Source organism: Sphingomonas sp. J344, assembly GCF_024700005.1.
Lineage (GTDB): Bacteria > Pseudomonadota > Alphaproteobacteria > Sphingomonadales > Sphingomonadaceae > Sphingomonas.
Genome location: NZ_JAJONB010000001.1, coordinates 2,362,115 through 2,373,885, shown reverse-complemented (window position 1 = coordinate 2,373,885; position 11,771 = coordinate 2,362,115). Strand labels below are relative to the sequence as shown.

Sequence of the window (11,771 nt, the reverse complement as noted above, 5' to 3'; positions counted from 1 at the left end):
GCGCCGGACGGTTCGCCAACATCGAAAGGGGAGGCCACGGCCTCCCCTTTTTCATGCGCCCCGCAATAGCGTAACGGCTTCACCCACCGCGCCTCGCGCGAAGCCGAGCATCAGCCCCCCATAGGCGGCCACTCCAACGGCGATCAACACGACCAGTGCGGCAGGGGCCGGCATGGGCGGAAGCAAGGCCGCGACCCCGGCCACGCACAGTCCCATCGCGATCGCCGCCACCAACGCGGGCATCACCGCCGCCACGACCTGATCCGTCCCGACACCGATCGCGGGGGCGGAGTGCCAGACAGTAACTGCCAGCAATACAGCCATCCCGGCGACCCACGCCCAAGCCAGACCGATCGCGCCCATGCCGATCCCGATCGCGAAGGCGAACGGCAGGATGAGCCCGCCCGCCACCGATATCTGCACCGCGATCCCCGGAAAGCCACGCGCATTGGTGGCTGGCGCAAACAGGATCTGCAGGGTCAGCATCGGCATGGCGAGCGCCAGCACCGGCACCAGCGCGGCAACATCGATCCATTTCGGCCCCAGCATTGTCTCGACCAGCGGCCCGGCGGTCGCCGCCATCCCGGCATAGGCGGGCAGCGCGACGAGCATCACAAGCCGCACCGCGCGCAGAAACGCAGCTCCGGCCGCCCCTTCGCCGGCCTGGAGGCGCGAATAGGCCGCGAACGCCACCTCGTTGAGCGGTGGCACGAACTTGGTCGCGACCAGCTGGGTCAGGAACAGAGCGGTGGAATAGACGCCGAGCATGTGCGGGTCGAGCCAGCGACCGCCGATGAAGATGTCCGACTGGCTCTGCAGAAACCAGAAGAACTGCACCACCGTCATTGCGCCGCCGTACCGAAGCAGGGGCCCCGCTCCGCGCAGGTCGAAGCTGGGCAGCAGCCACGCCCGCGCCGCGATCGTCATCCCGATCGCCTCGACATAAAAGAGCGCCAGGGGGCCGCCACAAGGGTCCATATCCCCCAGCCGGACAAGGCGCAGGCCAGCGCCGTGCCCGCCCCGGCGAGCGAGGCGAGGACGCGCACCTGTGCCTGCCGCCGGAAATCCATCGCGCGGCTGAGTATCGCATAGGGCAGCGCCAGGAACGGCGTCGCCAGGTACAGAAGCGACTGGACACGCAGCAAATCGATGACCTGCGGCTGGCCATAAAAGTTCGCCACCAGCGGTGCCGCCAGGAACTGAACCAGCGCAAGACCGCCATTGAGCAGGACGAGTATGCCGAGCGCCTGACGCAGGTCGCGCCGCGTCACCTGTTCCTGGCGGATGAGCGCATTGGCGATGCCGTAGCCGTTCATCAGGTTGAGCAGCACCAGCACCGTCTGCGTCAGTGCGAACAGTCCGTAATCGCTGGGGTCGAGCAGACGAATGACCAAAAAGGTCGTGCCCCATGCGACGAGTTGCGCGGCCAGCTGGCTGCCCGATCGCCATGCCACGGCGGCGCGCACCTGCTGCGCCAGCGTCTTTCCGTCAGCGGTCGCTGCCGTGCTCATTCGGCGAAGGTCAGCGCCGCCGCCGCCAATGCACCCATCGCCAGCCACGCTTCGAGCCGACTCCGGTCCCCGCGCTCGCGCCCGGCATCGCGTACCTTCGACGCGGCGAGATAGGCGTCGCGGGCGATCTGAGATTCATTGCCCCAGCGCAGTCGCAGCAGCGATGCGGCGGATCGGCTGCGCACGATCAGAAGGTCCAGTATCTCCGGGCCGATCTCGGCGCCCATCTCCCGCTTGTATCCCGAATCGCCTGCGCCCAGGTCGATCGTCGTGACACCGGCGGCCCGCGCCTGATCGATTTGATAAGCGGTGACGATCTTCCCGGGCCGAAACGCCGCGAACCGTTCGTCATAGCTGCTGGCGATACCATATTGGACGGTGTCGCATTGCAGGTCGAACGAGAACGCCACCGGTGCTCCGCCCACCCGCAGGATCGTCGCAGACAGCGCATGCGCCAGGACCGGATCGTTGACCGCGGCCAGCCAGCCCGCCCGCTTTTCGTCGGAAATGAATTTGGCCCCCGTGTGGTCGGTGGCCCGGCCGACCCAACTCGCGGCCTCGATCGCGGCCAGTTCCTCCAGCACCGTCGCGGACCAGTCCGCACCGGTCACATGCTGGACGCAAATCTCCCCCCTGCTGTGCCAGCTGACGCTCGTAATTCGTCAGGCGCCGTCGGGTCGAGCGGCGCGGCCAGCCGTCCGGATTCGCGTTGTCGAACAGGAACGCACGCCCCAGTTCGCGAGTCAGCACCGTCCACCCCGCCATCGCCGCAGTGCGCTTGATCCGCACCGTCACGGGATCGCGGGCATAGACCGGACCGACCCGCCATGCCGGGCCGAGCGCGTTGATGGCAATGGGATCGGCGAAGATCGCCGCCAGTTCGGCGTCGCTGGCGTCCGGGTCCAGGGAAATCGACCGGAACGGCCAATAGCTGCCTGGAACGCTGCGCGCGCCGATCAACGTCGGGCCGACGGGCGTCGTCGGGATTGCGGCGATGACGGTACCGTCGTCGCGGCTTGCGACGAGCGTCGTCGTGCCACCCTGCGTCGCCGCACGATACCAGGCGGCACGCAGGAAGCGATGCGTCGGGTCGGCGCGATCGGCGACCGCGTCGATCATCCCGGGCACGCCGTCATAGGCAGCGACGCGAACGCCGGATCCCAAGCGCGCGGGCGTGTCTGCTCTGCGCGGCTGTTGCATGGTCCTCCCTCCCGCTTTGGAAGAGAAGTACCGACAATTAGCTGACAGAAGGTAAGCGACCCCGCCTCGATCGGGATCAGCCGAGTTTCGCGGCCACCTCGCGCAAATTCGCCTCCGGCCGTGCGCCGTAGTGCGAGATGATCTCGGCCGCGCACGCCGCGCCGAGCTTGAGCGACTTGTCGACGTCCCAGCCCTGTGCCTGGCCGTGGAGGAAGCCCGCAGCGAACAGGTCGCCCGCGCCGGTTGTGTCGACGACGCGCTCGATCGGCTCGGCGGCGACCGCGACGCGTGCACCGTTCTGCACCGCAATCGCGCCCTTCTCGCTGCGCGTGACGACGAGGGTCGGGACCTGCGCCGCGACCTTGTCCACCGCCGCGTCGAAGTCCTCGAGCTGCGCCAGCGCGAGCAGCTCATTCTCGTTGGCGAACAGAATATCGACGAGGCCTTCCGCGATCAGCGCGCGGAAATCGTCGCCGTGGCGGCTGATGCAGAACACGTCGGACAGAGTGAAGGCGACCTTGCGGCCCGCGCCACGCGCAATGTCGATCGCGGCGCGCATCGCCTGACGCGGTTCTTCCGGATCCCACAGATAGCCCTCGAGATACAGGATCGCGCCGCCCGCGATCAGGTCGCGGTCGAGCGCGGCCTCGGGCAGGAACTGCGACGCGCCGAGGAAGGTGTTCATCGTGCGCTGGCCGTCCGGCGTCACGAAGATCAGGCAGCGCGCGGTGGTCGGCTGGCCCGCGCGGACGGCGGTGTCGAACGCGACGCCGGCGGCGCGCAGATCGTGGCCGAACACCTGGCCGAGCTGGTCGTCGGCGACCTGGCCGATGAACGCGGTGCGGCTGCCGAGCGCGGCCATGCCGGCGACGGTGTTCGCCGCCGAACCGCCCGAAACCTCGCGCCCCGGGCCCATCTTGGCATAGAGCGCGTCGGCCTCTTCGGGCGAGAACATCAGCTGCATCGAGCCCTTGGCGACGCCGATCTCCTCAATGAAGGCGTCTTCGGCCTGGGCCAGAATGTCGACAATGGCGTTGCCGATCGCGACGACGTCGTGGGTGGGTGCGGTCACTTCTGTCTCCGGGAAATAGATGGTGCGCGCCTATAGTGCAGCGCGGGGCGGCGCAACTGCGTTGACTTGGCGGACATGCCCCCGCATCGATGTCCAATATGGTCCAGGCGCTGCTTCTTTCGATCGGCCAGCTGTTCGACAAGCGCATCGTCGCGGTGTTCGCCAAGTCGATGCTGGTGACGCTGGCGATCTTTGCCGCGCTGGGCGCGGGGTTGTGGTTCGGGACAGAACAGCTCGTCGCGCGCTATTTCGCGGCCAGCCAGAGCATGGCGAGTCTGGCCGCGGCGACCGCGATCCTGATCGCGCTGCTCGGCGCATGGCTGTTGTTCCGCATCGTCGCCATCGCGGTGATCGGGGTGTTCGCGGACGAAGTGGTTCATGCGGTCGAGGCGAAGCACTATCCCGCACGCTTCGCGGGCGCACGCAATCTGAGCTTCGCGCGGTCGGCGGCGATGGGCCTTCAATCGGCGGGGCGTGCATTGCTGGTCAATCTCCTGCTGTCGCCGCTCTATCTGCTGTTGCTGGTCACCGGGGTCGGCACGGCGATCGCCTTTTTCCTGGTCAACAGCTGGCTGCTCGGTCGCGATCTGGGCGATATGGTTGCGGTGCGGCATATGCCGGCGGGCGAGGTCCAGCGCTGGCGCGGCACCACCCGGCTGGCACGGTTCGCGACCGGCGCGGCGGGGACCGGACTGTTCTTCATCCCGTTCGCCAACCTCATTGCGCCGATCGTCGGTGCGGCGATGGCGACCCATATGTTCCACCGGAGAAAACCCAAGTGAGAGCTATTGCGGCAGGTGCCGCCCTTGTCCTGTTGTCCGCATGTGGCGGGGGCGGCGCAGTGCCGCCGCCCAGCCGCGCCGCGCCGGTGCCGGTGCCCCAGCCGGGGATGGCCGCGCTGACGACCGTGATGGGCGTGAGCGCCAACGCCCTGATGGCCCAGTTCGGCCGCCCGATCCTCGACGTGACCGAGGGCAGCGCACGCAAGTTGCAGTTCGGTGGGCCGATCTGCGTGCTCGACGCGTATCTGTATCCACCCAAGTCGGGGCGCGGCGAGGCGGTCGTGACCTTTGCCGAGACGCGCCAGCGCGACGGTGCGCCGATCGACCAGGCGAGCTGTGCGGCGGCGATCCGGGCGGCACGGACGGGGCGGTAGGGTCCATTGGGCCCCTCCCCTGAAGGGGAGGGCTTTAGAGAAGCCGCGCCCTTGCCCACTCCGCAGCGTCGCGAACCCCTTCGTCGGGATCGTCCAGCAGCGATTCGACCGCGCCGAGCAACCCCGCGTCGCCGCTATTCCCCGCCGCGATCAGGCAGTTGCGGACCATGCGGTCGCGGCCAATGCGCTTGATCGGGGAGCCGGAGAAGATCTCACGAAACCCGGCGTCGTCGAGCGCGAGCAGGTCGGCGAGTTCGGGGGCGGTGAGTTCGGCGCGGGGGGCGAAGGCGATGTTGCGCGCGGCGGCCTGCGCGAACTTGTTCCACGGGCAGACCGCGAGGCAATCGTCGCAGCCATAGATGCGGTTGCCGATGCCTTCGCGGAACTCCTCCGGGATCGGCCCCTTATGCTCGATCGTCAGGTACGAGATGCAGCGCCGCGCATCGAGCGTGTAGGGCGCGGGAAAGGCGTCGGTCGGGCAGGCGCGCTGGCACGCGTCGCACGATCCGCAGCGGTCGCGGCCCGGATTGTCGGGCGCCAGATCGAGCGTTGTGTAGATCGCGCCGAGAAACAGCCAGCTGCCATGACTGCGGCTGACCAGATTGGTGTGCTTGCCCTGCCAGCCAAGGCCAGCGGCTTCGGCGAGCGGCTTTTCCATCACCGGGGCGGTGTCGACGAACACCTTGAGATCGCAGCCAGCCTCCTGCGCCAGCCAGCGGCCGAGTGCCTTCAGCGCCTTCTTCACCACGTCATGATAATCCGCGCCCTGCGCATAGACCGAGATGCGACCGCGATCCCCCTGCCCTTCCAGCGCGAGTGGGTCGAGTGCGGGGGCGTAGCTCATGCCGAGCGCGATCACGCTGCGCACCGCGGGCCACAGACCGGCGGGGCTTTCGCGGTGATGCGCGCGCTCCTCCATCCAGATCATGTCGCCATGACGGCCCTGTTCGAGCCATTCGCGCAAGCGCTGCCCCGCCAGCGGCGCAGCGTCCGCCGACGCAAAGCCACAGGCGGCGAAACCGAGTTCAGCGGCCTTTTCGCGGATTAGGGATTCGAGTGCCTTGCGCTCATGCATCACCCCCGCTACCACGGTAAGCCAAGCGAGGGGATTCCAGTTGCATCACGAATTGGCGGTTACCGCCCATGGCCTCGTCAAACGCTTCGGCGACCGCCGCGTCGTCGATGGCGTCGATATCGCCGTGCCCAAGGGCATGATCTATGGCGTGCTCGGGCCCAATGGCGCGGGCAAGACAACGACGCTGCGGATGCTGCTGGGCATCATCGAGCCCGATGACGGGGAGCGCACGATGCTGGGCAGCGAGCGCCCGCGCGAGATGAGCGACCGGGTCGGCTATCTGCCCGAGGAGCGCGGCCTCTATCCCAGCATGAAGGCGACGCATGCGATTGCCTTCATGGGGGCGCTGCGCGGGCTGGACTGGAAGACCGGGCGCAAGCGCGCGGTGGAGCTGATGGAGGCGGCGGGGCTGGGCCATGCCACCGACCAGAAGATCCGCAAATTGTCCAAGGGCATGGCGCAGCTGGTCCAGCTGCTGGGATCGGTGGTGCACCAGCCCGATTTGCTGGTGCTGGACGAACCCTTTTCGGGCCTCGATCCCGTCAATCAGGAGCGGCTGGAGAAATTGATCCTGGCCGAGCGCGATCGCGGCGCGACGATCCTGTTTTCGACGCACGTCATGGCGCATGCCGAGCGGCTGTGCGACCGGCTGACGATCATCGCCGGCGGCAAGGTGCGGTTCGAGGGCAGCATGGCCGACGCGCGCGGCACGATGCCGCACAAGGCGCATTATGTGCCGCATCACAATGACGCTGGCATCGCCGCTTTGCTCCCCGCCGATGCGGTGGAGGATGGCGACGGCGGCTGGCGCTTCACCATGCCGGACGAGGGGATCGAGGCGTTGCTGGTCAAGCTGATCGACGCGGGATACGGGATTTCGGGCCTGTCGATCGAGCGCCCGAGCCTGCACGACGTGTTCGTGCGGATCGTCGGCGCCAAGGCGCTTGAGGAGGCGGCAGCGGCATGAACGGATTTCCCCGACTGGTGCGCCAGACGATGACCATCGCCCGCCGCGATTTCGTGGCGACCGTGTTCACCCCGACTTTCCTCCTCTTCCTGCTCGCGCCGCTGATGATGCTGGCGTTCGGCACGGTCGGTGGGCTGGGGGCGGCGACGATGGCGAAGAGCGGCGATTCGCAGTCGCGCATCGTAATGATCGCAAGCGGCGATCAGGCGCGTACGGCAATCGCGATCGACAAACAGATGCGCCGCCTGTTCCGCGCGAGCGAGCAGCCCGCCAAGTTGATCGTCGAAGCCCCCAGCGCCAATCCGCGCGCGCAGGCGCAGGCGATGTTCGACCGCAAAGGCGTCGATACCTATGCCGTGCTGTATGGCCCGCTGGAGCGACCGCAGATCCTGCACGTCCAGAACGGTCCGCGTTCGGCGGAGTATCTCGCGGAGCTGGCGACCCAGATGCTGCGCGCGCAACGCGCCGGCACTGACGCGCCGCTGAGCGAGGCGACCAAGACCGTTGTTTCACGCACCACTACATCGGCCAGCGGTCAGGGTCAGGCGGCGTTCTTCACGGTGTTCGCGCTCTTCATCGTCTCGCTGATGCTCGCCGGACAGGTCGTCGGCACGATGGCGGAGGAACGGTCGAACAAGGTGATCGAGATCCTCGCCGCCGCGGTGCCGCTGGAAAGCGTGTTTTTCGGCAAGCTGCTCGGCATGTTCGGGGTGGCGATCCTGTTCCTGCTGTTTTGGGGAACAGTGGTGGTGAATGTCGGCCAGTTCCTGCCGGGAAGGCTGGCTGTTGCGTTTTCCGATGTCGGCCCTGCAGTCGGGACCACGGCCTATGTGCTGCTGTTTCTCTCCTATTTCGTGATGGCGTACATGCTGCTGGGCGCGGTGTTCCTGGGCCTCGGCGCACAGGCGGCGACGCAGCGCGAGTTGCAGATGATGTCGCTGCCGATCACCATCTTTCAGGTCGCGATGTTCGGCTTTGCTTCGGCGGCGGCGGCGAGCCCCAATAGCTGGGTGGCGACCGCGGCAGAGCTGTTCCCGTTCAGCTCGCCCTTTGCGATGGCGGCGCGCGCGGCCAATTCGCCCGAGCTGTGGCGGCATTTCGCGGCGCTGGCGTGGCAGGCATTGTGGGTGGTGATTACCGTGACGATCGCCGCGCGACTGTTCCGGCGCGGAGTGCTGCAGTCGGGTAGCCCGAAGCTGCGGCGGAAGAAGGCGGTGGTAGCTGCCTGACCTCAAGGCGGTCGCCCTCACCCTTCCCACTCGCTACGCTCGCGGGCCCCTTCCCTCTCCCATTGGGAGAGGGAGGGAGGCGCGAAGCGCCGGAAAGGTGAGGGTCACTGATTGTCGCGCAACCCCACTATTGACATTCCTGTAAGTTAATTCACTCTCCCGGAAAGACAGAATCCGGGAGAGTATCGTCATGGCCACCCTTGCGCCCGAAACCGCGTCGTCGGTCGATCCGCTCGACGTTACCCGGCCCGAGCTGTACCGCGACGATATCTGGCACGAACCCTTTGCCAGGCTCCGGGCGGAAGCGCCGGTGTACAAATGCGAGAACAGCGCGTTCGGCCCCTATTGGTCGATCTCGACTTACAAGCCGATCGTCGAGGTCGAATCGCTGCCCGACCTTTATTCCAGCCAGGCGGGCGGGATCACCGTCGCCGATTTGATGCCCGAAGACATCAAGATGCCGATGTTCATCGCGATGGACCGGCCCAAGCATACCGGCCAGCGGCGCACCGTTGCCCCCGCCTTTACGCCCAGCGAGATGGTGCGGATGACCGGCGACATTCGCCAGCGCACAGCCGAGATTCTCGACGGGCTGCCGGTCGGCGAGACGTTCGACTGGGTCGACCGTGTGTCGATCGAGCTGACCACACAGATGCTGGCGCTGCTGTTCGACTTTCCGTGGGAGGAGCGGCGCAAGCTGACCTATTGGTCCGACTGGGCCGGGGATATCGAGATCGCCAAGGACCCGGTGCGCAAGGAGGAGCGCCGCCAGATCCTGTTCCAGTGCGCGGCGGAGTTCGGTGCGCTGTGGAATTCCAAGGTGGGCAAGGAGCCGACCCCGGACCTCATCTCGATGATGATCCATTCGGACGCGATGGCGGAGATGGACCAGATGGAGTTCCTGGGGAACCTCATCTTGTTGATCGTCGGCGGCAATGACACGACGCGCAATTCGATGAGCGCCTATGCCTGGGCGCTGGAGCAGTTTCCGGACGAGCGCGCCAAGCTGGAGGCCGATCCGTCGCTGATCGCCAATGCCACGCAGGAGATCATCCGCTGGCAGACCCCGCTCGCGCATATGCGCCGCACCGCGACGGCGGATACCGAGCTGATGGGGCAACAGATCCGCGAGGGCGACAAGCTGGTGCTGTGGTATCTGTCGGCCAACCGCGACGAGAGCGTGTTCGAGCGGCCCAACGACATCATCGTCGACCGCGCCAATGCCCGCCGCCACCTGGCGTTCGGGCACGGCATCCACCGCTGTGTCGGCGCGCGGCTGGCCGAATTGCAGATCGGCGTGCTGATGGAGGAAATGGCCAAGCGCCGGCTGCGCCCGAACGTGGTCGCGGAGCCCGAGCGGGTGTCGGCGTGCTTCGTCCATGGCTATAAGGCGATGCCGGTGGAGTTGAGCCGCTACTAAAATCCCTACCCAATTTACGACGAACCGTGGCCGCGGCACTTGTCGCTGCGGGAACCATACCCAGATTGCACAGATGCGTTTCGGTCGCCGCCATCTGCTTGGCGCCGCTGCAGGCGGCGGGCTTGCGGTCGTCCTTGGATGTCGTTCCGAGGAGGGCGAGGCTGCCGACAAGGGATTTGCCTTCAGCCTGACCGATGCCGAGTGGCGCAAGCGGCTGACCCCCGCGCAATATCGCATCCTGCGGCAGGAGGGGACCGAACGCCCCGGATCGAGCCCGCTCAACAGGGAAAAGCGCGCGGGCATCTATGCCTGTGCCGGGTGCGGGCTGCCGCTCTATGCGTCGCGGACGAAGTTCGAGAGTGGGACCGGGTGGCCGAGTTTCTGGGCACCGCTCGACAATGCGGTTCGGACGAAGCGCGATCTGTCGCTCGGCATGGTGCGGACCGAGGTGATCTGTCGCCGGTGCGGCGGGCATCTGGGCCATGTGTTCGACGACGGGCCGCGCCCGACCGGCAAACGGCATTGCATCAACGGGCTGGCGCTGAAATTCAGGCCGGCGTGACGCTTACTTCTGGAGCGAGGTTTCGATCCCGAACTGCGACAGGTCGATCTGCGCGATCGTGACGTTGCCGAAGGGCGTCGCGTCCTTGCGCGGCGCACCGTCGGCATAGATGAAGCCGTTGACCGGATAGGTCGAGGTGCCGAGCCCGTTGTTCGAGGCGAACCACACCTTGACGCGGCTCCAGTCACCGGCTTCCGACACGTCGATCGCGATGACGTTCTTCTCGACCCCGCCGCGGCGTGACCAGTTGGCGTGGGTGAGCAGCACTTCGCGGTCGCTCAGCACCTTCGACACCATCGCGACATGGCCCAGGCGCATGCGCTGGGTCGGCGCGAAGGACATGACCGCACCCTCGACCGGGGTTTCGCCACGGGCATAGCGGCCCTCCGCCTGCGCCCACCAGGTATGGGCGTTGCCATAGATTTCGATGCCGGAGATCGCGCGAGCATAGGGGGCGCACTGCCAGAACTGGGCCTGGGCGGGCGTGGCGATGGTCGCCAGGCAAAGCACGGCCAGCAGCGCGAAACGCGCTTTCAGCGTCTGAAACATGTCGGAAACCCCCTTTCCCCGATCTCTTAGGATGGGGATTGGCAGGCCGGTCGCGGGCTGACCACCCCCTCCCCGCGATATCCGATGAATCGTTTCGTCGGGGCGACGACCTGCGGAACGCGGCTTTTGCAGCGCAACATCGGCCTAAGGGTGAATACTAGGGGTGGCGGATTCAGTCGACCGGGCGACCAACGGCACCCTGTGCGACCTATGGTGAACATACCGGTCATCCACAACAGGATCGGTCGCGATGTTACGGGCCCGCAGCGTTTTGTTGCGCAAAAGCCGCACGCCGCGAACGATCCACAAGTGGCTGACTCGGTTCGCCGCAGCCATGTTGCGTTGCAATGTATGCTGTGATCACATGCTTAACGCGGGACGACGCAACATTATCGCGTCGTTAACCATGCGGGGAGCATGATCGCGAGTGGGCAATAGAGTGGGGTTGGGAGTGTAGGAGATGAGTGCACGGAGCAAGCCGGCCGAAGGGGCGATGACCCTGGCCGAGATGAAGGAATTTGCGGGGTTCGCCGCAGCGACGCAGCGCTATATCCGCCGCGCGCTCGACATCGGCCTCGACCGCAACGACGCACTGGAGCGCTGGTCGCGCGACGTGGTCGAAGCGGCCAGCATCCGTGCCCAGGCGCATATCTATGACCGGCTTCCCGAAATCCGCGCGCTCGTTCCGGACGATAGCGGGCTCGACGCGATGGAGCCGTTTCTCGCCCCGCTGATCACCGTTTCTGCCTTTGACCTGTCACAGGGTCGGCTGACCAGCTTCTCGGCCTATCGCTTCCTGTATGAGCGGCTGGTCGGGGCCGAGGTTCGCCCGTGGCTCCCCGCCGCCTTCTGCTCGGCTGCGGCGCTGCCGCACCTGCACCCGGACCTGCGCCGCAAGCTGCTCCAGTCGATCAGCGAAGCCGCCGCGACCGCGTCGGGCTGGTCGAACCGCCAGCCGGCTTTCTACCCGCAATGGGTGGAGAAGGTCGAGGCAGGGGCGCTGCCGAATTGAGATATCAAGCGGGCTTGC

Annotated in this window: 13 protein-coding genes; 7 read left to right on the top strand and 6 right to left on the bottom strand. The window is 66.7% G+C overall.

Translation table 11 applies throughout. The annotated features are described in order from the left end of the window. Positions 1-51 precede the first annotated feature (51 nt). The 4 genes from LRS12_RS20020 to LRS12_RS11900 all read right to left on the bottom strand — a co-directional run bounded on the left by LRS12_RS20020 (position 52) and on the right by LRS12_RS11900 (position 3,783). Complete coding sequence (locus LRS12_RS20020; RefSeq protein ID WP_308223011.1) at positions 52-927, bottom strand: oligosaccharide flippase family protein; 876 nt, start codon at positions 925-927, stop codon at positions 52-54. Then, the gene (locus tag LRS12_RS20015) at positions 924-1,511 is read right to left on the bottom strand and encodes an oligosaccharide flippase family protein (RefSeq protein WP_308223010.1); all 588 of its coding nucleotides are present in this window, start codon (positions 1,509-1,511) and stop codon (positions 924-926) included. Before LRS12_RS20015 ends, LRS12_RS20020 begins: the two co-directional genes overlap by 4 nt. After that, positions 1,508-2,095 (bottom strand): GNAT family N-acetyltransferase, encoded by a 588-nt coding sequence (locus LRS12_RS11905; RefSeq protein ID WP_257845496.1) that lies wholly within the window; start codon positions 2,093-2,095, stop codon positions 1,508-1,510. The genes LRS12_RS20015 and LRS12_RS11905 overlap by 4 nt, the downstream gene beginning before the upstream one ends. A gap of 692 nt (positions 2,096-2,787) precedes the next feature. Then, entirely contained in the window at positions 2,788-3,783 is a 996-nt protein-coding gene (locus LRS12_RS11900) for an adenosine kinase (RefSeq protein ID WP_257844725.1), read from the bottom strand. An 89-nt stretch (positions 3,784-3,872) separates the two neighbouring features. Between LRS12_RS11900 and LRS12_RS11895 the strand changes: the two genes are divergently transcribed. Further along, positions 3,873-4,565, top strand: a complete 693-nt coding sequence (locus tag LRS12_RS11895; RefSeq protein ID WP_308223009.1) for an EI24 domain-containing protein — start codon at positions 3,873-3,875, stop codon at positions 4,563-4,565. 59 nt (positions 4,566-4,624) lie between these two features. Then, positions 4,625-4,939, top strand: a complete 315-nt coding sequence (locus LRS12_RS11890; RefSeq protein WP_257844724.1) for a hypothetical protein — start codon at positions 4,625-4,627, stop codon at positions 4,937-4,939. 34 nt (positions 4,940-4,973) lie between these two features. Here the strand turns inward: LRS12_RS11890 and queG are convergent, their stop codons facing one another. After that, positions 4,974-6,014, bottom strand: coding sequence for a tRNA epoxyqueuosine(34) reductase QueG (gene queG / locus LRS12_RS11885; protein ID WP_257844723.1), 1,041 nt, complete (start codon positions 6,012-6,014; stop codon positions 4,974-4,976). 40 nt (positions 6,015-6,054) lie between these two features. Here queG and LRS12_RS11880 point away from each other — a divergent pair, with 40 nt between their 5' ends. The 4 genes from LRS12_RS11880 to msrB all read left to right on the top strand — a co-directional run bounded on the left by LRS12_RS11880 (position 6,055) and on the right by msrB (position 10,192). Next, complete coding sequence (locus LRS12_RS11880; RefSeq protein WP_257844722.1) at positions 6,055-6,981, top strand: ABC transporter ATP-binding protein; 927 nt, start codon at positions 6,055-6,057, stop codon at positions 6,979-6,981. Next, on the top strand, positions 6,978-8,210 hold the full coding sequence (locus LRS12_RS11875) for an ABC transporter permease (protein ID WP_257844721.1): 1,233 nt from the start codon (positions 6,978-6,980) through the stop codon (positions 8,208-8,210). The genes LRS12_RS11880 and LRS12_RS11875 overlap by 4 nt, the downstream gene beginning before the upstream one ends. A 190-nt stretch (positions 8,211-8,400) precedes the next feature. Next, entirely contained in the window at positions 8,401-9,630 is a 1,230-nt protein-coding gene (locus LRS12_RS11870; protein ID WP_257844720.1) for a cytochrome P450, read from the top strand. A gap of 73 nt (positions 9,631-9,703) precedes the next feature. Next, positions 9,704-10,192, top strand: coding sequence for a peptide-methionine (R)-S-oxide reductase MsrB (msrB, locus tag LRS12_RS11865; RefSeq protein ID WP_257844719.1), 489 nt, complete (start codon positions 9,704-9,706; stop codon positions 10,190-10,192). 3 nt (positions 10,193-10,195) lie between these two features. Here msrB and LRS12_RS11860 read toward each other — a convergent pair whose 3' ends face one another. Next, a complete protein-coding gene (locus tag LRS12_RS11860) occupies positions 10,196-10,741 on the bottom strand; it encodes a CHAP domain-containing protein (RefSeq protein ID WP_257844718.1) in 546 nt (181 codons plus the stop codon). 460 nt (positions 10,742-11,201) lie between these two features. Here LRS12_RS11860 and LRS12_RS11855 point away from each other — a divergent pair, with 460 nt between their 5' ends. Then, complete coding sequence (locus LRS12_RS11855) at positions 11,202-11,753, top strand: hypothetical protein (protein WP_257844717.1); 552 nt, start codon at positions 11,202-11,204, stop codon at positions 11,751-11,753. Positions 11,754-11,771: the final 18 nt, after the last annotated feature.